The following is a 22,016-nucleotide window of genomic DNA, read 5'->3' on the forward strand; positions in this document are numbered from 1 at the left end:
TGCAACCTCAACTTCTGGCAGTGATGGGTCATGGTACGTCTATGGTATCGTGGGTGTCCTTGTGGCCGCTGGTCTTGTGGCCTTTGGATTCCTCAGGGGTGGAGCAGGAAAGTAAAACCCCCATTTTTTATTTTTTTTTTTATACCATCACACCCTGTTAAGGAAAAATTTATATATGTGCATCCCTCATATATATCCTAGAGGTTTTAAAATGTATCCTAGAGGTTTTAAAATGAAGAGGGGTGTGTCATTAATTCTCGTTCTCGTCCTCCTGCTGATGCCCTGCTCCTATGCATGGAAGACCATCACCCACTAGGACACCGCTGAGGCCATCTACAAGAAGCTCCCATCCTCCAAGAAATCAAAGATCAACATTAACGCCATGATCGACGGATCCAATGACCCTGACGAAAAGTTCCATGATACCGTGAGACACAGCTTTCCCAGAAGCTTTACAGAGGCTAAAAAATGGCTTGACAGGGGTAGAAGCGCCTACAGAAACAGGAATTACAGGTATGCCAGTTACTGCTTTGGTGTTGCAAGCCACTACATCACAGACACATTTTCAGCTCCTCACTGTGTAAGTGGAGAGTCATCCACGCTCCACAACAGCTACGAAAAACAGGCCACGTACCTTGCACCCAGCATAGGCTACGTCTCAGGGGACCTCTACAGCCTCATGCAGCGGGGCTACCTCAATGGAAGGAGCGACTGGTCACGGTGGACAAAAACCAAAAGCAGCTCAATAGTTCAGAGGGACCTCAATATGGGCACCAGCGTAGCCTACAGGGCCATAAACCTTGCCATGAATTAAAACCCCAATTTATATTTTTTTGGAAGATGAACCCAGAAATCCTCCATCAAAAAAAATAATTTATATTTTCAGAACTCTAGAGACTGATCAATCCCTCATTTAAGGCAGATAATCAAAAAAAATAATTTATATTTTCAGAACCCGCCTAGAAGCTGAGTTCAGAAATCCTCTCCATTGCCCTCACAGTATTTTTAAGGGAGTTGAATGCTGTTAGCCTGAAGTATCCCTCACCGCTCGGTCCAAAGCCAGACCCCGGTGTTCCAACAACCTCTGCCTCGTTTAGGAGCATGTCAAAGAACTGCCATGAATCCATGCCCTCAGGGGTCTTTATCCAGATGTATGGTGCGTTGACACCACCATAGTACCTCAGACCGGCACTTTCAAGGCTCTCCCTTATTATCCTGGCATTCTCCATGTAGTAGTCTATTGATTCCCTTATCTCCCTCTGACCCTCAGGTGTGTAGACGGCTTCGGCGGCCCTCTGCACAGGGTAGGAGACCCCATTGAATTTTGTTGTCTGGCGCCTGTTCCAGAGATCCTTCAGGGGGTGCATCCTTCCCTGACTGTCGGGGACCTCCAGTTCCTCTGGCACCACAGTGAAGGCACACCTTGTACCTGTGAAACCGGCGTTCTTTGAGAAGCTCCTGAACTCAACTGCAACCTCCCTTGCACCATCCACCTCATAGATGCTGTGGGGTATTCCATCCTCCTGTATGTAGGCCTCGTATGCTGCATCGAAGAGTATTATGCTGCCATTCTCCCTGGCATAGTCAACCCACTCTGCGAGTTGCTTCTCTGTGAGAGCTGTTCCTGTGGGGTTGTTGGGGTAGCACAGGTATATGAGGTCAACCTTCTCCTCGGGGATGGGAGGTATGAATCCGTTCTCCTCTGTGCATGGAATGTATACCAGACCACTGTACCTTCCAGTCTCATCTGCGGGGCCGGCTCTTCCTGCCATTACGTTGCTCTCAACGTATACAGGGTAGACCGGGTCTGTTACCGCCACCACATTGTCCTGTCCAAAGATCTCCTGGATGTTTCCTGTGTCACACTTTGCACCATCACTTATGAATATCTCATCGGGTGAAACCTCAACACCCCTTGAAGTGTAATCGTTTTCTGCTATGGCCTCCCTGAGGAATGGGTAGCCCTGTTCAGGTCCATATCCCCTGAAGGTTTCCTCCTGTGCCATCTCATCAACGGCTTTGTGGAAGGCATCCACCACTGCAGATGGGAGGGGCCTTGTAACATCCCCTATACCCATCCTTATCACATCGGCATCGGGGTTTTTCCTCTGGAAGTCCTCCACTTTCCTGTTTATCTCAGAGAATATGTAACTGCTTTTAAGTAGCAGGTAGTTTTCGTTTACTGTCACCATGATCTAACCTCTCAGAAACTAATTTCAGGTACTGAAGAAGAATGATATTATCATGTAGTCCACAGGAGTTAATAAAAATTGCTGTATTAAACAGTTGTAATTCTGTTAAAGGGGGCTGAATGCCATCAGCAATAAGGTCTCAGATATTTATCTGAAGGTTTTACATTCCTCCACGAACTTCAATGCTCTTTGATTATAATAATTGCTTCTTTCTGATCTATTTCTGAAAGGATGCCATAATCAGCCTCTTCCCTATCTTCATATGCCTTAGAAGTATGTCAAATATTTCCTTCTGGAATTCTCGGTTCTTTACGAATTTGAGTCCAAAATCCCCTGTGAGTCTTCGGGTAAATGTTTCTTCTGTGATAGCAGTGCTCCTGCTGAAAGAACATGGCGTAGTAGGCCCTGCTTACTGCATCTCCATGGAATCCATGTTCGCATACTGTTCTGGAGCCTCAAGTTTCCTGACTGCCCTTTCCATTAAAATTTCCTCATCACCCAAGCACTACACCCTCTTTCATTATTATGGAGATGAAATGGGTGTCCCCCAGAAGCCTGTATTCATCAGGTGAAATGACCTAACTGAGATATGGACACCTGTGCCGAGGAGTATATCGCGCGCCTTACTTATGACCTTATCCTTTTTTGTGGAGATCATGATTATGTCCATATCAGAGCCCTCCCTATCCTTTTCCCCGGGCAAGACCCGGAAAGGATTATTTTCTCTATTTCAGGATAATTCAGTGACTCTGAAAATTTCCTGGCAAGTTCCAGCCTTTCATCCCTTAACCCTCAAAAACTTAACTGTGAACCCAAAGATTTCATGGTAGTTAAACCAGTTCATCTTATTAAATCAGATTTTATGTGTGACCTTCCGGTAAGGTCTACCGTTTATTTGCCCACTGAAGGCCTCTCAGAAAAAAGAGGGTTAAAAAAGGTTTCATTTATGGGCATAATAGAATACCAGTCTCTCCCCTGATGAATCCACCCTGGCAAAGCCAAATCTTTCAAGCTGCACCACATCGTCAACTTCAAGTTCCGAGGCGTCCCCCTCAATGACACCCTCCACCTCCGAGGCGTCAGGCATCACAACCACTGCCCTGAGGGCTGATTCGGCTGGAACCCAGTGTATCATGGCTGCACCCAGCTCCCTTGCCTCCTCGATACCCTCACTGTGGTATCTGAGTTCACCATCAGAGTAGATCACATTAACAGCATCTATTAACCTCAGAGGACCCTCCCTGAGGTCCCCGCCGGGGAGGTAAACGTCTCCCTTCAGCTCAAGGATGCGGTTACCCAGTTCGGGTCTGTCAGGGTGCAGGGGTCTTTTAACCCTTATGGGTCCTGGCAGGCCCCCTATTTCAAGCCTGACAGGGTCTGCCGCAAAGAAGTACCTCCGGGCTTCTTCCTCCAGGATGGTCCTGTTGAGGCCGTAGATCTTCTTCCAGCTCATGGTGGAGTCTGCTATCTTGACACCGATCTCAACCATGAGCTTCCTTATCGCCTCTGACCTTATACCCCTCCTTGCAATGGCCCTGATGGTTCCAAGGCGGGGGTCATCCCAGCCAGAGTATTTACCCGCGATTATCCCCTCTCTTGCCCCTGATGTGCTCAGTGCAATGTCATCCATCTTAAGGCGTCCGTAGTGTATGAATACAGGGGGCTCCCAGCCAAGGTGCCTGTAGAGGTATTCCTGTTTTTCGCTGTTTGCAAGGTGGTCCTTGCCCCTGAGGACATGGGTCACCCCGAGGAGGTGGTCGTCAACCGCAACCGAGAAGTTCATCATTGGGTACACCCTGTATTGTGTGCCTGTACGGGGGTGCTCAGCCTCCACTATCCTCATTGAAACCCAGTCCCTTATGGCAGGGTTTGGGTGCTGGAGGTCTGTCTTAACCCTGACAACCGCTGAACCCTCTGGCATCTCAAACATCTCCCTCCAGCGCTGGAGGTTCTCCCTGACACCCAGTTCACGGCAGTGACAGGCTTCTCCCTCATTTTTGAGTTCTCTGAATGCCTCCGGCGTGCAGGTGCATACGTATGCCCCGCCCCTCTCTATGAGCCTCTCTGTGTACTCATAGTAGATATCCATCCGGTCGCTCTGGATGACGGTCTCATCCCATTCAACACCAAGCCACTCCAGGTCAGAGGGGATCATATCGTAGGCCTCCGGGTCAACCCTTCGGGGGTCGGTGTCCTCGATTCTGAGTATTAACCTGCCCTCATACCTCCTGGCGTATTCGTGGTTGAGGATGGCTGCCCTGGCATGGCCTATGTGGAGTGGGCCGCTGGGGTTGGGGGCGAACCTCAGTACAACCTCGCCCTTAACCTCCGGGAGGTCCCTGAGTCCCTGTTTCTTCCTCTGCTTCCTCTCCCTTATTTCAAGGCCCAGCCTCTCCATTTCACTCTGCTGTTCTCCAGGTGTTAAACTGTTAACCTTCTCAACAGCAGCCTGAACAGCTTCCTTAACCTCGGGGGCCCTCTTTCTGAGTTCGGGTTCGTTGCTCATAACTGCCCCCATGACGGCGCCCGGGTTTGCCTTTCCCCTGTGCTTAACCGCATTCATTAGCGCGTAGCGGTAGACGAGGTCCTCCACCATCATCACCTAGTGTTCCCTTTCAAGTACGAAGTCAGCTATCCTCATGAGTGCATCCCTTGCATCTGAGTCTTCAAGTATCTCAAGGCGCTCCTTGGCCATCCTCACATAGTCAAGGGCCACCTCATGGGCATACTGGGTTGCACCGTAGCGTTCAAAGATCTCTATGGCCTCAGCAGCACGGCCCTCATCACCTGATCTGAGGATTGATATGAGTCTCTCCCTATCATTCCCTGATGCCTCTTCAAGGGCCCTTACAACCATGAGGGTCATCTTGCCCTCTGCTATGTCACTGCCCACTGGTTTGCCCAGGGATTCCTCATCGCTTACCACATCCAGGTAGTCGTCGTGTATCTGAAATGCGAGACCTATGAATTTGCCGTAGTCCTCCAGGGCCTCAACCTCTCTCTCTGATGCTCCCCCCATTATGGCACCTGCCTTTGTTGCTGCTGCTATGAGGGCTGCTGTCTTCTTGTATATCATCTCCATGTACTCATCCTCTGTGACGTCCAGCCTCTCCTCAAAGCCCATGTCAAGGGCCTGGCCCTCACATATCTTAACGCATGAGTCAACCACGACTGCAAGGGCATCCTTTACCCTTTCTGAGTCCCCGTTCCTGATTACAGCCTCGAAGGCCTTGGAGAAGAGGACGTCCCCTGCAAGTATGGCCATGGGTTCACCCCAGATGACATGGACCGATGGTTCCCCCCTCCTCATCTCATCATCATCCATTATATCGTCGTGGATGAGTGAGAATGTGTGGATCAGTTCTATGGCCGCAGCCACCCCTGCAGCGTCCTCAGGGTATCCACCTACGGCCTCACAGCTCAGTAGTGCCAGTGAAGGTCTTATCTTCTTACCGCCTGCTGTTATGAGGTGTTCTGATGCCTTAAGGAGTGTATCAGGTGTTATGTCACTGATACACTCCATTATCCTCTTATCGGCCACTTCAGAGTACTTTCTGAGAATATCTAATACTTCTGTCATCGGATACCTCCATTAAATACCTGTGCCTGTCCATTCCTCAAGATGTGTATGTCGTTACCCAGCTTGTAGCCCTCCTCCTCTGCTATCTCAGCGTAGGCCGATAGCATGCTGAGGTCGCCGTGGGCGGGTATTATGTGCATGGGGTTGAGCATCCTTATAAAGTCCCTGTGGTCCTCCCTCCCTGCATGCCCGGATACGTGTGCATTTGTATAGATCCTTGCACCGCTTGATGCCAGTCGCCTCTCCATGAGGTTCCTGTTTGCAACGTTCATGGGGTTGGGTATGACAGGGGCTGATATCACCACATTGTCACCCCTCTTTATCCTGAACTGGGTCTTTGCATTGGCTATCCTTGGTAGCAGCGCATCGGGTTCACCCTGGTGACCCGTTGTGATGAGGAGGTAATCCTCACGCTTTGCCTCTGCACGTGCAAGGGCCCTGTTAACAGCCTTTGGACTCCCGTATATGCTGGCATTCTCCGGCAGTTTGAGTATGCCCATGGCCTCTGCGAGTCCACAGTATCTCTCCATTGACCTTCCAAGGAGCAGCATCTGCCTGTCACTCTCTGATGCTATGTCACTTATGGCCTGTATACGCTCCATGTGGGAGGAGAAGGTGGTCACTATCATCCCGTTCCTCTCCTCAAGGGGGTTCTTCATTATATCCTCAAGGACTATCCTTGCAACCTTCTCTGAGTGTGTCTTGACCTCCTGTTTCTCATTGGCCCTGGTTGTTTCAACTATCATTGCAAGGACGCCCTTCCTTCCAAGCTCCCTGAGTCGGTGGTAGTCTGGTGGTGGTGATATCTTCTGGTGGTCATCGAATTTGAAGTCAAGTGCATAGACTATTATACCCTCCGGTGTGTGGAGTGCCGCTATAACTGACTGTGGTATGCTGTGGGTTGACTGTATGAACTCCAGTGTTATCCCCGGGGATATCTGGCACTTCTCCCCTGCATTGAGGACCTGGAGTGTGTTGAGGACATTGAACTTCCGCTCAGCCTTTATCGTCCTCTCTATGAGTGCTATTGTGTAGGGTGTTGCTATTATGGGGGCCTGGTACCGGTGGGCCAGCTTTGCAACTGCCCCTATGTGGTCAAGGTGGCCGTGTGTGAACACTATTGCCCTGACCTTTCCATCAACGTCCTTCATGAGTGTATCATCAGGTATGACACCCCTTTCTATGAGGTCCAGACTGTGCATCCTTGCAATGTCCGTGTCCTCATGTATGTGAACCCTGTCAAGGTGAATCCCCATGTCAAATATTACAACATCATCCCCCACCTTAACGGCGGACATGTTCTTACCTACTTCCTCGTATCCGCCGATTGCTATTACTTCTACGCTCAAATTATTACCTCCTGGCGTATTTTATGGTTTCAAAGCCCCTTTCATTTAGCCATTCTCTAGTTCGGCCCATTATTATGACCTGTGAATTTCTGAGATCGTCAAGTGTTTCTGCACCTGCAAGGTACATGGCGGTTTTAAGTGCCTCGTTGAACCTTTCAATTACCTTTACAACGGCCCTGTAGCCCTGGCCTGCAGCTTCAAGTACCGGAAGTGCTATTCCAGCCATTGTTGCGCCGAGGGCTATGGCCTTTGCAGCGTCAAGTCCGCTTCTTATACCCCCTGATGCAATCACAGGCACGTTTACTGACTCTGCAACCTCCACGGTACTTGCAGCGGTGGGTATTCCCCAGTCCCAGAATAGCTCTCCCATGTATCTGTCGTCTGCACGGTAGGTTTCAACTGCGGCCCAGCTGGTGCCGCCTGCACCTGCAACGTCTATGGCTGCCACCCCACATGATTCCAGTCTTATGGCGTCCTCTGAGGATATACCCGCGCCTGTCTCCTTGACCATCACAGGCACATCCATGGACTTCACCATTGATGATATTGATTCAAGGGCCCCTGTTGAGTCCACGTCGCCCCCGGGCTGTATTGATTCCTGGAGGGGGTTTAGGTGCACTGCGAGTGCATCCGCATCTATCATCTCAACTGCCCTTTCCGCATATTCAAGGTGGGAGCTTCCAATGTTCCCCACGAGCATCGCTGATGGTGCCTCCCTCCTTGCTATGGCGTAGGTCTCCTCAACCTCTGGGTGCTCAACACCCGCCCTCTGGCTTCCAAGTCCAAGTGCAATTCCAAGTTCCTCTGCGGCCCTTGCAAGTTCCCTGTTTATTTTGAGGGCCGCCGGGTGACCGCCTGTAATTGCACTTATCATTATGGGTGATGAAAGTTCCTTACCCAGGAAATTCAGGCCTATATCTATCTTTTCCCTGTTTATCTCAGGTATTGCCCTGTGAACTATTTCAATTTCCTCGAAGCCTGTCCTCTTCCTGTACTCCACGTCACAGCTTGTGCACAGGATTAAATGCTCCAGTTTTCTATCTGAAATCATTTTAACGCCCTTCAAATTTCCCTTAATTGATAATCCTGAACTAATCAGGTTATGATCGTGATACAGATTATCTATCTTCTGATCCTTGTGCCCCTCACAGCCTCTCCACGGAGGGCCCTCAGGACATTTCCAGGTACCCCTGCATTTATTATCTCTGATTCTATACCCCTATCTGCGAGAACGAGGAGTTCCCTCACCTTACCAACCATTCCGCCTGTAACGTCGGTGTTTAATGTCCCATCAAGAGATTCGAGGTCATCAAGGGACCCTATAACATCAAGAAGCCTTGCATCCCCGTGTTTCTTTGGGTTTCTGGTGTAAACTCCGTCCACATCTGTTCCCAGTATGACCCTCTCTGGCCTTAACCTTATGGAGAAGTGGTTTATGAGCTGGTCCCCGGATACCACAGAGAACCTCACACTGGTGTTTAAGTCAAGGACCACGTCACCGTAACTTACAGGGACCATCCCCTCATCAAGGTAGGATTTTATCATTGAAAGATCAGCATCCATTATGCGACCATTTTGTGCCCTCATGAACGCTGATGGGGGCATTGAGACCGCTGGTATTCCCTCATCAAGGAGCGCATCACAGATGTGTGTGTTGAGTTTCCTGACCCAGTTCTGTGTGAGTGCCGATCCAAATCTCCTCTTTCTAAATTCCTCCTCATCCTTTATTTCAGATCCTATACCGTATTTTCCTGCGAATGGGTGGCCGAATGATCCGGCCCCATGTATTATCATGAGTGATGATGGTGAAGCGTCTGCAATCTCTGAGGCTATCCTCTGAAGGTTTTCTGCATCTATCACAGGTTCCTCAGAGTCCTTTCTGGTAATTACACTTCCACCTACTTTGAGAATTATCATCAGGATGCCCCTTTAAGTGATAAGAGTTTTACCGGATCAGGCCCTCTTCTGAAAACCTTGCCTTCATTGCATTCCAGTTTCTGTTAAGGACCTCAGCAACATCTTCTGCGCAGCCAGGGCAGTATGCTATTATGCTCCCGCCTCCACCGGCACCTGTGATCTTGGATCCGGCTGCACCTGCACTCCTGGCCTCATAGACCATCATTGAAAGTTCCCCTGTGGACACTCCCATGGCGTCAAGAAGCCCCTGGTTTATGTTCATGAGGTCCCCTATGGGTTTGGGGCTGTTACTCAGAAGTGCCCTGTACGCCCTCATGGTTATCATCTCAACCGCATCCATGATTCCATCCATTACATCAGGGAATCTGCTGCGGAGCTCTGCGACGCCTGCAACCATCTCTGCAGTGTCACCTGAATGGTCCAGGTGCGCTATTACAAGATCATGAAGCCGTGCATCAAATTTTTCCACATTCCTCTGACTGTCAAGGTACACCATCCCGCCATATGTGCTCACTGTGGTGTCAAGGGGGCTTGCGGCTCCCTGAACATCAAGTTCAACCCTGTGGGCCCTTGCCGCGGTATCCTCAGGTTCTGATTCCCTTCCATGGTATCCATCAAGGGCCCCTATGAGTGCAACTGTGAGTGCCGCTGATGAACCAAGACCTGACCCCACCGGTATCTCCATTTCGATCTGGATACTGAGTGGTGAACCGTCATGGTAGAGTTTGAGGGTTCTCCCAACGTAGTCAAGAATACCCCCTCTGGGGCTGGATTCGGACCTGAAATCAACTCCAAGGGATGGTATTGTAACCCTGTTTTCAGATGAATCCCTCAGGGTTACAGTCACCCTCCTATCTATTGCAGCCGCAATCGCCGGTTTCCCGTATACAACGGCATGTTCACCAAAAAGAATGGCCTTGGCAGGTGCTGATGCCCGTGACTTCAAAGTTTCACCCTCAGCCTCTCAGGACAAGGGAGGCATAACCCACAACTGAACTCTGGTCCCCTGTTATATCACCACTTGTGGCATACTTCAGGAGCCTGCACTCAATGGCACCGAGCATCCTGGATGCTGTGATGCTGGCTGCCACTGGCCCATAACCACACATGGTTGCATTGAGTTCCGTGATAACACCGTACATACCTGTATCATCCATTTCGGTTATCCTCTCAATTATCCTGCTGTCAATGGATTCTGCAACGTCAGCGGGACTGTAGTGGGTGAAGTCAGTGCTTGCAATGACCACCGCATCCCTTTCTGTCCTCTCAATCGCTGCCGCCACTGCATGTCCAACGTCTGTGGCCGTCTCCTGATCCTGCATCCACATGGTGATGGGGACTATCCTGAATTTATCTGTGAAGTACTGGATGAATGGCACATGGACCTCACAGCTGTGCTCTCCAATGTGGGCGGTCCCATCAATATCAATGATACCTGATTCCCCTACAATGGCCTCTGCAAGTTCACTGTCAATGTCCACGACCCCAAGGGGTGTTTCCCATGCTCCCCTCTGCATCAGTGAGACACCTGAACCCATGCCTGTGTGGTTGGGGCAGATTATCACGAATGTTTCAGGTATACCATCTGATACCATCTCATGGTAGGCGTGGGCTGCCACAGGTCCTGAGTACATGTAACCTGCGTGGGGGGCGATCACCCCCTTTATGTCCCTGGCGGAACCCCTGACCGGCAGACCGCCCGGCCCCAGTTCATGGTTGAAGCACCACTCAATTCGCCTTCTGAGGGCTTCAGGGTTCCGCTCATAGAAAGCTCCCGCCACTGCAGGTCTTCTTATCATAGAACCACTCTAAATTTTCAGTTCAAATTCAGTGGGAGGTATATCCAGGTCCTCATCCTCCTTGAGCACACCCTTCTCCCTGAGCAGCTGCCTTGCCAGGAGCCAGTAAACAAGGGCTATGGCTTTACGGCCCTTGTTGTTGACGGGTATTGCGATATCAACATTTCCAAGCAGGTTTTCTGTGTCGCAGAGTGCCACAACAGGCAGGCCTATCTGTTTGGCCTCAACTATTGCCTGTGAATCTGACCTGGGATCGGTTGCAACCAGCACCTGTGGCTCAATGAACTTTGCATAGTTGGGGTTTGTCAGTGTGCCCGGGATGAATCTGCCGGGTATTGTCCTTGCACCTGTCACCTCACCGAATTTCCTGACAGGTTCCTGTCCATACTGCCTCGTTGATACAGCCAGTATATCATCTGGCTCATACTTTGCAAGGAACTTTGAGGCCGCTATTATTCTGTCATTTGTTTTCCTTATATCAAGGACGTAGAGCCCATCTGATCTTACACGGTAGATGTATTTCTCCATATCAGCTGTTTTCTGCTGTGTTCCAATATGCAGTCCTGCTGCAAGGTATTTGTCTAGTGGTATCAGTAGTTCTGACAATATATCACCTCAGTAAGTTTGATGTTAAAATGGCAGTTCCGCCATGGTTGAATAAGGAATCTCTTCCTGTATGCGTATGAGTTCATTCAGTTTGGCTATCCTCTCGCCGCCTATGGCACCTGTCTTGATGAGCGGTGCCCCGAAAGCCACTGCAAGGTGGGCTATTGTATCGTCCGTTGTCTCACCTGACCTGTGGGAGACCACCGGGGTGTAACGGTTCTCACGGGCAAGTTTGACTGTCAGGTAGGTGTCTGTGAGTGTACCTATCTGGTTTGGTTTGATTATTATACCATTGGCGGCACCCATCTCTATGCCCTCTCTGAGTATCTCCCTGTTGGTTACGAAGATGTCGTCACCACAGATTATGCAGCGGTTCCCCACAAGTGAGGTGAGTTCAGCAAAGCCCTCAAAGTCGCCCTCATGGAAGGGGTCCTCAACATAGTACATGTCGTAGGTCTCAATGATCTCCCTGACAAACTCTATCTGTTCACCGGTGTCCTTCTGGACCTTCTCCTGTTTGTAGACGTACCTTTCAAGTTCAGGGTCCCAGAATTCACTTGCTGCAAGGTCCAGTGACGGCCTTACCTCAACGCCAAGTTCATCTGTTACCTCCTCACAGGCTGTTACCTGTATCTCCAGGGCATCATGGTTTGAGAGGCTTGGCACCCATCCTCCCTCATCACCCTTACCACCTGTGAATGAGGGGTCCTTTTTCTGTATGAGTTCCCTTATCTTCTTATGGACGGCTGCATTTGCAAATACCGCTTCTGTTATATCCTCCGCACCCACAGGAACCACAAGGAACTCCTGTATGTCAGGAGCGTTCTCTCCGGCATGGGCTCCCCCGTTTATCATGTTGCCCAGGGGGTATGGTATGGTAGTTGCAAGGTTACCGCCAAGGAACCTGTAGAGGGGCATGTTGTATGATGAAGCAGCCGCCCTGGCAGTTGCCATTGAGACGGCCACTACAGTGTTTCCTCCAAGTGATGAGAGGTTCTCTGTTCCGTCAATCTCCTTTAAAACCAGGTCTATGTCCTGCAGGTCAACGGCATCCATTCCTATGAGTTCTGATGAGATTATATCCTCAACCTCTGTTATGATCTCATCAACCCCACCTGATGGGAATGCTTTGACCTCCCTGGAACCTGTGCTTGCACCGCTGGGGGCCGCTGCCCTTCCAAAGCCGTTCCAGGTTATAACATCAACCTCAACCGTGGGGTTTCCCCTGCTATCAAGAATTTTTCTTACTCTAACATCTTCAATTATACTTTCCACAAAAACACCTCACAATAAACTCTACATGGAAAAATAGTGGTTTATTAGAGTTTATTTGTCTCTTCTAACATCCAGTGGCATTACCTTCTTTTCAAGTTCCTTCCTGGCTATATCAACAGGGTCCAGTGACTCCTGAATCTCAACCTGGGGCCTTGCACCCATTGATATCTGGAGTGCCCTGGCACCTATCAACCTAGCCCTTTCAAAACGTGTGAGTTTTTTTGACGCCATTCCATTGCCTCCAAGAAAAACTTAAAATAGAGGTTCTTGGATTGTTTTGATGGGACCGCCGAGATTTGAACTCGGGTCTCCAGCGTTCCGGTGCTGACCATCCCCGTTCCAGTTGAAAAGTACTGAAACTTCTTCAATGGCTGGGAGGATGGACCAAGCTACCCTACGGTCCCCTACCATGTCTCAACATGTGAAATTAACATTCGTCTGCAGCAGTACCTCTTAAGACCCAGGTCATCAAGGACAGCCTTTGGGTCCTCTCCATCAGCCACTCTTTTCTGATACTCATTGAAATAGGCTGATACAGGTTTTCCGCAGCTTAAACATCTTACTGGAATCATACTGAATCATTCTACTCTTTAATTTTATAAAATAAAAATATATAAAGTTATCGCTTGATCTACCTGTAACTCTTCTGTCTCCTTGCACGGGCGCCGCGTCCACCGTACTTCTTGGGCTCTGAACGCCTGGGGTCCCCTACAAGCATTGTCCTGTCGTACCTCACAAACTTCTCCTTGAGGTCCATGTCTCCTGTCCATTCCACAAGGCCCCTGGCTATGACCATCCTTGCAGCCTCTGCCTGACCTACGATTCCGCCTCCAACGACCCTGATGTTTATGTCCACATCATTAACAACATCACCGGCCAGCTGCAGTGGTTCCATGATCTTGAGCCTTGCAAGTTCAGGGGTGTAGAGTTCCACAGGCACCTTATTGATCCTCACTCTACCCTTACCTTCACTGATGGTTCCCCTTGCAATGGCGGTTTTCCTTTTGCCGCTTGTGTGAATAACCTTCCTCATGATTACACTCCCTAAGTTAGAATTTAGCGCCCAGAAGTTCTGAAATCTCTCCAAGCTCCATTCCCTTCTTTATGTTACCTGCTCTGGCCTCAGGTATTTCAACCATTTCTTCGTCCTTGAATTCCCTTGGAACACCAACATATGCTTTCAGGCCCTTGAAGGCCTCTCTGCCCTTTGATTTCCTGTAGGGGAGCATTCCCCTCACGGTTCTTCTGAATATGTCGTCGGGTCTTCTCGGGTACTTTGGACCCATTCGGCGGGGGTTTGATATGCTGGCCCTGTCAATCCTCTGCTTGTACTTGCTGTATGCCCACTGCTTTGAGCCTGTGATTATAATTTTCTCAGCATTGAGGACAACCACTTCCTCCCCTTCCAGGAGTTTCTGGCTGACCACGCTTGCCAGTCTTCCAAGGATATGTCCTTCTCCATTGATGATCATGAGCAACACCTTTATTCTATTATCCTGATGTTCTTTATGGCTGGATTTTCTTCAACGATCTTTCCGAGTGTCAGGCACTCTCCACCAGCGCCCTCTATCTTATCCCTGGCTGTCTGTGAAAATGATAGGGCGACAACCTGAACCTTGTGGTCAAGTCTCCCGCTTCCAAGGACCTTTCCAGGTACGATGACCGTTTCATTTTCATCTGTGTACCTGTTTATCTTGGAAATGTTAACCGCGGCCCTGTTCCTTGTGGGTCTTTCGAGCCTCCTTGCAACGTCCTTCCAGATCGCCGCGCCCTCCTGGGATGATTTCTTTCTGAGGTTGCGTATGAGTTTTATGAGATTGGGATTTGTCTTGGTAATCTTCCTAGCCATGGCTTAGCCTCCTTCACAAAATGTTATTACCCTTTCTGCCTTGTCTCTGAGGATGTCACATGCCCTAAGAAGGACATCCTTAGGGTCAACTGATCCGTCGGTCTCTATCCTGAATATGAACTTGCCTTCCTCATATCCCACAATTAGGGCCCCTTTATCACATGCCCTCACACAGCTCTTGCACATTGAACAGTTTTCAACATCAAGTACCTGGGGTTTCCCTGATTCCCCTCCAAGAACTCCCCTTGGACATGCATCCACACATTCAAGGCACTCATCGCATTCCTCTGTGAATGTTATCATTGGATAGTACTTGTATGCACATGCTGTTGTAGGCTCCCACTTGGCATGATCCCTTCCCACACCGAGCTGTGCAACAGCCTCCAGTTCAAGCTCATCCTCATCCCCCAGCTTCACAAGGGGTATATCAGAATATACAGGTTTGACTGCAGGTGTCTCTGATAGAAGATCCCTGGAGTAGATTACGCCGGGACCCTTCTTTTTGAGTGTGAAAGATACACTGCATTCAGAGCAGTATTCATCACAGCCACACTCCTCAGGCATTTTCAGGCCCTCAATGAATTCAGGGTCAGCTTTGAGGGGTACCAGTCCAAGCCTGTGGGCGAGCACCTCATCAAACATCCTGGCGTCGTTCCTGTACATGTTAACGTACTCAATTGCCAGTTTGGGGACCTCCATCATGCAGATCCTCCTTATGGCGTTTATGAAGGGAACGGTTACGCCAGTGACCACAAAGACCATTTCGGTATCAGTTTTTTCCTTAAGAGCAATATCCATTTTAGACCCTTCTTCCCCTCTTACCTCCAGGTCTTCCTGTGCCATCATGAGGTATGGGAGTTACATCCTCAATTTTGCCTATCTTCATTCCTGCCCTTGCAAGGGCCCTTATGGCTGCCTGTGCACCAGGTCCCGGTGTTCTTGGGCCGTTTCCACCTGGAGCCCTCACCTTGATGTGCAGGCCGACGATACCCTTCTCCTTTGCATCATCAGCCGCCCTTGTTGCAGCCTCCATTGCAGCGAATGGTGATGACTCCTGACGGTCAGCCCTCACAACCTTACCACCGGACCACTGGGTGATGGTCTCCGCACCGGTTATGTCTGTAATGGTGATTATTGTGTTGTTGAATGATGAGTAAATATTTGCAATTCCCCATTTTTCCTTTTCAGCCATTTTATCTCTCCCTGAATTTATTCAGCGTCCTGGGCTGCTTCGATCTGTTTTTTCATTGGGGATGATGGGTAGAATCCTATTTTGTCCTCTTCTCCCCTTTTGACTATGTATCCCGGGGCGTCGATTTTCCTGCCGTCGAGGGCTATGTGGCCGTGAACCACCATCTGTCTGGCCTCGTTCACCGTCCTTGCGAGTCCCCTCTTGTGAACCAGTGTCTGGAGTCTCCTCCTGAGCACGTCTTCCACTGTGAGGTCAAGGACGTCCTCAAGGTTTGCGCCCTCATTGAGTATTCCTGTCCTCACAAGGTGTCCCAGGAGCTGTTCCCTCTCCTTCTTTGTGTGTTCACCGGATATACCAAGGAGGTACCTTGCATCCCTCCTGTATCTCCTCACCATTGTTTCTGCTTTCCAGACTTCCTTCTTGTTCTTGAGGCCGTACTTTGCCACAAGCCTGTTTTCTTCCTTTATTCTTTCAGCGTTCCATGGGTGAGGTGGAGTATCATATTTTTTTCTTGCCTTACGTGGGTGTCCCATTTTAACCTCTCCTTATCTACCTTTTCCTCCTTCTCACACCAACTGAGGAGCCCTTCCTGAATGTGGACTTTGTCCTCTGTCCCCTGACAGGTAGTCCAAGTTCGTGTCTTCTTCCCTTGTAACTTCTTGTTTTCCTCATGCGGTTGAGGTCCTCTCTGAGGCACATGTCAAGGTCTGACTCTATGAGGTGCTTGTCCTCGCCTGTCTCGTAATCGTTACGCCTGTTGATCATCCATGATGGGATGTTGTACTTTGCAGGGTTCTTTATGGCCTCTTCAAGCCTTTCTATTTCATCATCTGAAAGGTAACCTATCCTCTGGTTAAGATCGTATCCTGCTGACATGATTATTGCCCTTGAAAGAGCCTTTCCAACGCCCTTTATACTTGTAAGGGCATTTTCCATGGTCTTATTACCATCAATGTCCTTTCTGGCAATACGAACCATATGTTTGAATTCTTCTTCCATTCATTAACCTCCAGTAAGAGTGAATTCGCGGGACGGGGGTTGCGAATTCCAGATAACAGTCGTAGGTGCAACATTGTTGCTTTAACCGACGCCGGGACTGGGATTTGAACCCAGGAGGAGCAAAGCTCCACAAGATTTCCAGTCTTGCGCCTTACCTGGCTAGGCTATCCCGGCATATGATGTATCATTTTAAGTGTATGGACTGAAGCCTATTTAAGTATTGCTATGGGGACCGGCGCCACATCCGGGGGTAGGTCCCGGGCCTCATGAAGACCTTCTCTGTCTCAATCACAAGGCCGCTGTCTGCGGCCACAATATCAAGGGACGGCATCAGCGCCTCACCAACGGCCACAAGTTCCCCCTTGAGGGTCATCACCGCAACCGTGTCGCCCTTCCTTATGTTATCATCCAGGCCAGCTATACCTCCACGTGCAAGGTCAGCGCCATGGCATACTGCATCAACTGCAGAGTCAAGGATGACGGCACGGGGGAGATGGGATACTGCAAACTCCATGGGGAGGATGCATTCACGCAGGAATCCCTCATCCCCATCCTCAACCCAGAACTGGTAGGCGTCCTTGAGGTCGTGGAGTGTTACCAGGCCCTCCTCTGTGAAGGGTCCCACACGTGTCCGTCTGAGTTCAGCCATGTGGGCCCCTGTACCAAGGGCCTCGCCCACATCATGGCAGTACTTCCTCACGTAGGTCCCTGCCTCACAGGCTATCCTAAAGAGAACATCCTTACCATCAATTTCCAGTATACTCACATCGTAGATTGTCCTTACACGGAGCTCCCTTTTAACAGCTGACTTGAGGGGAGGTATCTGGAAGATCTTTCCCTGGAATTCCCCTAGCACCTCCCTTATCCTGTCCTCATCCACCTCCCTGTGAACCCTCATGAGGCATACGTATTCCTTGGGGGCCTCAAGGAGAAGCTGCATGACCCTTGTTGCCCTGTTTATACCCAGGGGCAGAACACCTGTGACCTTCGGGTCCAGTGTGCCCCCATGCCCCACCTTCTCTGCGTGTAGCATGTCCCGAACCCAAGCATCCACCTGGTGGGAGGTGGGACCTGAGGGTTTATCAAGGTTAACAACGCCGTGGGATATGTGGGTCTCAATGTCCCTCTCGTGAGGAGGACACCCATATGAAGGGTCCGTGCGTGACTCCTTTAACTCCATGAATTCTGCCATGAGGGATACCTGCAAAAATAAGAGGTGGGTTTATTCAAGGGCTTCAAGTTCCTTCTTTATTTCCTCGATATCATCGGATTTGATCTCTATCTTTTTCTCTGTTGGTTCAAGGTGTCCTATGTTGCACCTCCTGTTCTTAACATTGACACCAACAACCTCAACGAAGTTTTTGTCGATGATATCAAGTATCACGCATTTTTCACCGGCTTCTCTACCTGCGGTTTTCACACATACTCTTCCAACTTCTATTGCTGCCATTAAATCACCTCGGTAACTTTTAGTATGATTTCAGCCACGCCTTCAGCGTCAAAATGGCTGGTGTTTATCACAATGTCATATACCTCAAGGTCATCCACATCTATACCGTGAATCTCCCTGTACCTCTGGGCTTCACTGGCCTCACGTATCCGGATCTCATCCCTGACCGTCTCCAGGTCCTTGGATTCCCGGACACTTATTCGCTGAGCCCTCACATCAAAGGGTGCCATCAGCAGGACCTTCAGATCCGCCCTTGCAAAGTGTGCAGAGAGCCTTCCCTCAAGTATGAGGTCCTCATGTTCATCTGCAAGCCTGGCCTGTCTCCTGTCGATCTCCATGTCTATCTCTGGATTCTCCTCTGCAAGTTTGCTGAACTCCAGTATGTCAAGTTTCCTCTCAGCAGCCATCTGCCTGAACACATCACCTGCAGATACACAGGGTATCCCTGTCCTCTCAGACAGAATCCTGGCAACAGTTGTTGTGCCAGTACCGGCCAGACCACCGATGGTTATGATCATTATGACCTTGCCTCTTTCTTAAAGACTTTGCGTGCGCAGCTTGAACAGTAGTAACCACCGTATGGTCTGTTGGGTCTCTTCTTGGACTTTGAGAGTTTTCTTATCTCATAGGGTCTTCCTCTTGGAACACCATGGAGTGGCTTTCCGCAGCCAGCACATACATGCTTTGATGGTTTCTTTCTGCGGTAATGTATAACCGTCCTTCCTCCAGGAGTTCTCTTGAAGATTCTCTTATATGATCTGGATCTGTATCTTAACTCTGGCATTTCAATCTCTCCATAACGTTACATTCCACCTTTAAGTCCCATGAACTTTCTGAATATCTGGGACATGGCAAAGGAGCATAAGATGTACCAGCCAAGCCATCCTATGGCATAGGATGGGGCGTTTGGGGGCATGCCATAGAACATGTGCCACAGCGGGACAAGGAGTACATAGTATGCAACCTGGGGCAGTATCACCAGTGTCTTGACTATGTGTGGTTCCTGTCCCATCCAGTAGAAGACAAGGATTATTGGCACGAAAGTGACTATCATTGGCTTGAATGACATGGTCATCATTTCGCGCTGTTTGTCCATGAACTCCATCTGTTTTTTCTGGATCTCCTCCAGCGCCTGCATGTCATTCTTCTTTCTTGCCTCCATCATCTCCTGCTGGAATTCCTGCATTTCAGCTTTAAGTTCTTCGAGCCTTTCCTGGTCCACAAGCAACTTGTTTGCCAGTGTTATAATAAAGGCCACTATTGCTGATATCAGGAAGACCGTGAGGATGGGGTTCTGTGGATTCGGGTCCATTGCAATGAATGGGCCGAATACAGCGTTCAGCGCCCCATATACGACTTCAAGCACCATTTTTGTTTCCTCTTTATCTTACTCCAGAATGTTCTTCATCTCACTGACTGCAGACTCAAGCTGGTTGTTGTGGTTTTTAACAATCTTAACCGTTGCGCCTGTGAGTGTGGCATAGGCCATTGCAGCTGCCCTGTTCATCTGCTGATGGAGGTCGATCTCCTGAAGGGATTCCATATCCCTGTTCCTGGAAGTATCACTAATTCTTCTTGTGAAGATCTCCTCTGGATCAGCCTCCACAAGCACAAACATGTCAGGTTCCAGTTCCTCAAGAACCCATACTGGAAGACCTGGCAGAAAACCAGCAGGCGTCTTTATGGTGCAGTGTGTGTCGACGATTATATTATTTTCCCGTGACCTTTCTCTTATACTTTTCGCAGCCGCCCTCTGTATCTCCTTCTGAACACCCGGTTCAAGGGTTCTCATCTGGTCCCTGTTTTCAACAAGGCCCCTTTCACGGGCTATTTCAAGCATCACATCCCCGTAATTCACATTGAGGTAGTCAAGATCCCTGAGGGTGTTCTCAAGGACCGTCGTGCTTCCTGAACCGGGTATACCTGCAACTACAACAACCTTCATTGTACCACTCCCATGGATTAAAAGATTATCCTAATCACCCAGGAAGCTTCTGAGTATGGGGTGCATATCCATCAGCTGCTCCTGGGCAATCTCCTCATAGAGCCTGTAAACTATACCCACCGTTAGAAGGACACCGGTACCTCCTCCAAGAGAACCCGTCAGGTCAGCCACGAATGCGAGGAGCCCGACAAATGCCCCTCCAAGAACTGTTATTGTGGGTATGTAGCGTTTCAGTATCTTCTCGAACTGTCCCCTGCTGCTCCTGAAACCAGGGATCTGCATACCCATCTGGTAAAGCTGTTTTGCAACATGCCTTGGTCCTATGTTACTTATCTCAACCCAGAGCCATGCAAAGAGGACGCAGAGCCCTATGAATACAACCGCATAGAACAGGACCTTGAAGGGGTCCAGTATGATGGCGTCGATTGAGCGTGGAGCTGTGAGGAGATATGCTAGCCCATCAACCGCCTGCCCATTGCTCACAGTACCGAGTATGGGGTATCCAATTTTCTGGAACACGTTTGCCATTAGCTGAACATTCAGGAGGAGGGCGCTTGTAAGTATAACAGGCATGTTACTGGCATATATGAAACGCAGGGGGTACTTTCCAACAGCACCCCTCGAGAGCCTCTTACCCCCTCCCATGGATATGGGTATCTCCACCCTCATACTCTCGGCATAGACAACCACAAGGAAAACCGCAATGAGGGCCAGTACAGGCAGGACGTAGTACTGGAAATCAGGACTCTGCCCTGTGAACAGGAGGTAGAAGAAGCCTGTTATTCTGCCGGCAGGTACCCCTGGCTGTGTGGGTGCAGAGAGGGGGTTGAAGGCACCCACAACTATCTCCTGGGATACACCTGCTGCAATGAAAAGTCCGACACCGCTACCAAAGCCCCATTTGGATACAACCTCATCGAGGAATATTATGAGTATTCCTCCAATTGTGAGCTGCAGTATGAGTATCCAGACAAACTGGGGACCTGAGGGTGCCAGTGAACCTGTCAGTACAAAGATCAGCGCCTCAAAGAAGGTGAATACAATGGCAAGGAGCTTCTGCAGTCCCTGGAAAAAGGCCTTATCCTCGTGCTTCGAGAGGTCCAGCTTCAGTATCTTACCCCCAACCAGAAGCTGGAGTATGATTGATGCTGACACAATGGGCCCTATACCAAGTGTGAGTATTGAACCGAAGTTTCCTGCGAGAACAGCCCTCAGCTGGGCGAACTGGTCCACAGCCCTAGGGCTTAAACCGTAGAGTGGTATCTGGGCCAGGAAGAAATAGAGGACAAGGATTATGCCTGTCCATTTGAGTTTCTCCCTGAATGGTACTCTGTAGCCAGGTGATTTAACCTGTGGCAGGACTGAGAATATGGGCTCAAATTTTTCCTTCAACTGCTCCACTCCTTGTCAATGCTGGTTTACTCTATCAGTTCAGCCTTTCCTCCGGCCTCTGTGATCTTCTCAACTGCACTTTCAGAGAACTCGAGGGCCTTAATGTGGACGGGTCGTGTGATCCTTCCGCTTCCAAGGACCTTTTCGAAACCAAGGTCCCTTACATCCAGCACCACCATTCCGTCCTCTTCGGATGCGATTCCCTTCTCAAGGAGTTCAGGAATCCTTTCGTCGATGTATGCAAGGTTAACTGTTTCCAGTCTCTTTATGAGTTTCTGGGGCCTTTTGAAACCGTACTTTCCGAAGTGTTTTGGGTCGTACTTGACGATCCATGTCCAGTGGTGTTTGTGTCCACCGGCCTGTCCTCTACCGCCACGGTGACCTGCTCCCCTTCTCTTCTTGGAGCATCCTCCACCGACGGTGCGTGAGCCCCTCATCCTTGTGATCTTTCGTCTTTTTCTGATCATGAGT

Annotated in this window: 28 protein-coding genes and 2 tRNA genes; 1 reads left to right on the forward strand and 29 read right to left on the reverse strand. The window is 49.6% G+C overall.

Annotation, left to right across the window (positions count from 1 at the left end; translation table 11 throughout):
* Positions 1-331: 331 nt before the first annotated feature.
* A complete protein-coding gene (locus tag ACPLJI_RS03730) occupies positions 332-814 on the forward strand; it encodes a zinc dependent phospholipase C family protein (protein WP_424731108.1) in 483 nt (160 codons plus the stop codon).
* 145 nt (positions 815-959) lie between these two features.
* On the opposite strand, the gene ACPLJI_RS03735 is transcribed toward ACPLJI_RS03730, so the two are convergent.
* The 29 genes from ACPLJI_RS03735 to ACPLJI_RS03875 all read right to left on the reverse strand — a co-directional run bounded on the left by ACPLJI_RS03735 (position 960) and on the right by ACPLJI_RS03875 (position 22,012).
* Positions 960-2,195 (reverse strand): LL-diaminopimelate aminotransferase, encoded by a 1,236-nt coding sequence (locus ACPLJI_RS03735; RefSeq protein WP_424731109.1) that lies wholly within the window; start codon positions 2,193-2,195, stop codon positions 960-962.
* 937 nt (positions 2,196-3,132) lie between these two features.
* Positions 3,133-4,791 carry a glutamate--tRNA ligase gene (gene gltX, locus ACPLJI_RS03740; protein WP_424731076.1) on the reverse strand — a complete coding sequence of 553 codons (1,659 nt, stop codon included), beginning with the start codon at positions 4,789-4,791 and terminating at the stop codon, positions 3,133-3,135.
* Positions 4,792-4,794: 3 nt separating this feature from the next.
* A complete protein-coding gene (gene idsA, locus ACPLJI_RS03745; RefSeq protein ID WP_424731077.1) occupies positions 4,795-5,772 on the reverse strand; it encodes a short chain isoprenyl diphosphate synthase IdsA in 978 nt (325 codons plus the stop codon).
* Positions 5,769-7,121 carry an RNase J family beta-CASP ribonuclease gene (locus tag ACPLJI_RS03750; protein WP_300479425.1) on the reverse strand — a complete coding sequence of 451 codons (1,353 nt, stop codon included), beginning with the start codon at positions 7,119-7,121 and terminating at the stop codon, positions 5,769-5,771. The genes idsA and ACPLJI_RS03750 overlap by 4 nt, the downstream gene beginning before the upstream one ends.
* Before the next feature lie 4 nt (positions 7,122-7,125).
* Positions 7,126-8,172 carry a type 2 isopentenyl-diphosphate Delta-isomerase gene (gene fni, locus ACPLJI_RS03755; protein WP_424731078.1) on the reverse strand — a complete coding sequence of 349 codons (1,047 nt, stop codon included), beginning with the start codon at positions 8,170-8,172 and terminating at the stop codon, positions 7,126-7,128.
* Between the two features lie 71 nt (positions 8,173-8,243).
* Positions 8,244-9,038 carry an isopentenyl phosphate kinase gene (locus tag ACPLJI_RS03760; protein WP_424731079.1) on the reverse strand — a complete coding sequence of 265 codons (795 nt, stop codon included), beginning with the start codon at positions 9,036-9,038 and terminating at the stop codon, positions 8,244-8,246.
* 28 nt (positions 9,039-9,066) lie between these two features.
* Entirely contained in the window at positions 9,067-9,984 is a 918-nt protein-coding gene (gene mvk / locus ACPLJI_RS03765; protein WP_424731080.1) for a mevalonate kinase, read from the reverse strand.
* 10 nt (positions 9,985-9,994) lie between these two features.
* The gene (locus ACPLJI_RS03770) at positions 9,995-10,837 is read right to left on the reverse strand and encodes an MEMO1 family protein (RefSeq protein ID WP_424731081.1); all 843 of its coding nucleotides are present in this window, start codon (positions 10,835-10,837) and stop codon (positions 9,995-9,997) included.
* 9 nt (positions 10,838-10,846) lie between these two features.
* A complete protein-coding gene (rpsB, locus tag ACPLJI_RS03775; protein WP_048174854.1) occupies positions 10,847-11,443 on the reverse strand; it encodes a 30S ribosomal protein S2 in 597 nt (198 codons plus the stop codon).
* A gap of 24 nt (positions 11,444-11,467) precedes the next feature.
* Positions 11,468-12,718: a phosphopyruvate hydratase gene (gene eno, locus ACPLJI_RS03780; RefSeq protein WP_048174851.1), complete on the reverse strand. Its 1,251-nt coding sequence runs from the start codon at positions 12,716-12,718 to the stop codon at positions 11,468-11,470.
* A 51-nt stretch (positions 12,719-12,769) separates the two neighbouring features.
* Positions 12,770-12,949, reverse strand: coding sequence for a DNA-directed RNA polymerase subunit K (locus ACPLJI_RS03785; protein WP_048174849.1), 180 nt, complete (start codon positions 12,947-12,949; stop codon positions 12,770-12,772).
* Positions 12,950-12,999: 50 nt separating this feature from the next.
* Positions 13,000-13,122 (reverse strand) — tRNA-Pro (locus ACPLJI_RS03790).
* Positions 13,123-13,290, reverse strand: a complete 168-nt coding sequence (locus ACPLJI_RS03795; protein WP_424731082.1) for a DNA-directed RNA polymerase subunit N — start codon at positions 13,288-13,290, stop codon at positions 13,123-13,125.
* A gap of 59 nt (positions 13,291-13,349) precedes the next feature.
* On the reverse strand, positions 13,350-13,751 hold the full coding sequence (locus ACPLJI_RS03800) for a 30S ribosomal protein S9 (protein ID WP_048174846.1): 402 nt from the start codon (positions 13,749-13,751) through the stop codon (positions 13,350-13,352).
* Positions 13,752-13,767: 16 nt separating this feature from the next.
* Entirely contained in the window at positions 13,768-14,190 is a 423-nt protein-coding gene (locus ACPLJI_RS03805) for a 50S ribosomal protein L13 (RefSeq protein ID WP_048174844.1), read from the reverse strand.
* 11 nt (positions 14,191-14,201) lie between these two features.
* Positions 14,202-14,567 (reverse strand): 50S ribosomal protein L18e, encoded by a 366-nt coding sequence (locus ACPLJI_RS03810; RefSeq protein ID WP_048174842.1) that lies wholly within the window; start codon positions 14,565-14,567, stop codon positions 14,202-14,204.
* 3 nt (positions 14,568-14,570) lie between these two features.
* The gene (locus ACPLJI_RS03815; protein WP_424731083.1) at positions 14,571-15,365 is read right to left on the reverse strand and encodes a DNA-directed RNA polymerase subunit D; all 795 of its coding nucleotides are present in this window, start codon (positions 15,363-15,365) and stop codon (positions 14,571-14,573) included.
* A gap of 1 nt (position 15,366) precedes the next feature.
* On the reverse strand, positions 15,367-15,759 hold the full coding sequence (locus ACPLJI_RS03820) for a 30S ribosomal protein S11 (RefSeq protein WP_013295344.1): 393 nt from the start codon (positions 15,757-15,759) through the stop codon (positions 15,367-15,369).
* Between the two features lie 17 nt (positions 15,760-15,776).
* Positions 15,777-16,292, reverse strand: coding sequence for a 30S ribosomal protein S4 (rpsD, locus tag ACPLJI_RS03825; RefSeq protein WP_048174837.1), 516 nt, complete (start codon positions 16,290-16,292; stop codon positions 15,777-15,779).
* 16 nt (positions 16,293-16,308) lie between these two features.
* Positions 16,309-16,758, reverse strand: a complete 450-nt coding sequence (locus ACPLJI_RS03830) for a 30S ribosomal protein S13 (RefSeq protein WP_048174835.1) — start codon at positions 16,756-16,758, stop codon at positions 16,309-16,311.
* Between the two features lie 89 nt (positions 16,759-16,847).
* A tRNA-Ser gene (locus ACPLJI_RS03835) sits at positions 16,848-16,932 on the reverse strand.
* Between the two features lie 49 nt (positions 16,933-16,981).
* Positions 16,982-17,950 (reverse strand): RNA-guided pseudouridylation complex pseudouridine synthase subunit Cbf5, encoded by a 969-nt coding sequence (locus ACPLJI_RS03840; protein WP_048174833.1) that lies wholly within the window; start codon positions 17,948-17,950, stop codon positions 16,982-16,984.
* 30 nt (positions 17,951-17,980) lie between these two features.
* The gene (locus tag ACPLJI_RS03845; protein WP_048174831.1) at positions 17,981-18,208 is read right to left on the reverse strand and encodes a 50S ribosomal protein L14e; all 228 of its coding nucleotides are present in this window, start codon (positions 18,206-18,208) and stop codon (positions 17,981-17,983) included.
* Positions 18,208-18,726, reverse strand: a complete 519-nt coding sequence (gene cmk / locus ACPLJI_RS03850) for a (d)CMP kinase (protein WP_048174828.1) — start codon at positions 18,724-18,726, stop codon at positions 18,208-18,210. The genes ACPLJI_RS03845 and cmk overlap by 1 nt, the downstream gene beginning before the upstream one ends.
* Positions 18,726-18,992, reverse strand: a complete 267-nt coding sequence (locus ACPLJI_RS03855; protein WP_013295338.1) for a 50S ribosomal protein L34e — start codon at positions 18,990-18,992, stop codon at positions 18,726-18,728. Before ACPLJI_RS03855 ends, cmk begins: the two co-directional genes overlap by 1 nt.
* 18 nt (positions 18,993-19,010) lie before the next feature.
* On the reverse strand, positions 19,011-19,577 hold the full coding sequence (locus tag ACPLJI_RS03860) for an EMC3/TMCO1 family protein (RefSeq protein WP_048174825.1): 567 nt from the start codon (positions 19,575-19,577) through the stop codon (positions 19,011-19,013).
* A gap of 18 nt (positions 19,578-19,595) precedes the next feature.
* Positions 19,596-20,153 carry an adenylate kinase gene (locus tag ACPLJI_RS03865; RefSeq protein WP_048174823.1) on the reverse strand — a complete coding sequence of 186 codons (558 nt, stop codon included), beginning with the start codon at positions 20,151-20,153 and terminating at the stop codon, positions 19,596-19,598.
* A gap of 30 nt (positions 20,154-20,183) precedes the next feature.
* Positions 20,184-21,554 carry a preprotein translocase subunit SecY gene (secY, locus tag ACPLJI_RS03870; protein WP_424731084.1) on the reverse strand — a complete coding sequence of 457 codons (1,371 nt, stop codon included), beginning with the start codon at positions 21,552-21,554 and terminating at the stop codon, positions 20,184-20,186.
* 17 nt (positions 21,555-21,571) lie between these two features.
* Entirely contained in the window at positions 21,572-22,012 is a 441-nt protein-coding gene (locus ACPLJI_RS03875) for an uL15m family ribosomal protein (protein WP_048174818.1), read from the reverse strand.
* Positions 22,013-22,016 lie beyond the last annotated feature (4 nt).

The organism is Methanothermobacter sp. (assembly GCF_049720995.1).
In the GTDB taxonomy this organism is placed as follows: Archaea; Methanobacteriota; Methanobacteria; order Methanobacteriales; family Methanothermobacteraceae; genus Methanothermobacter.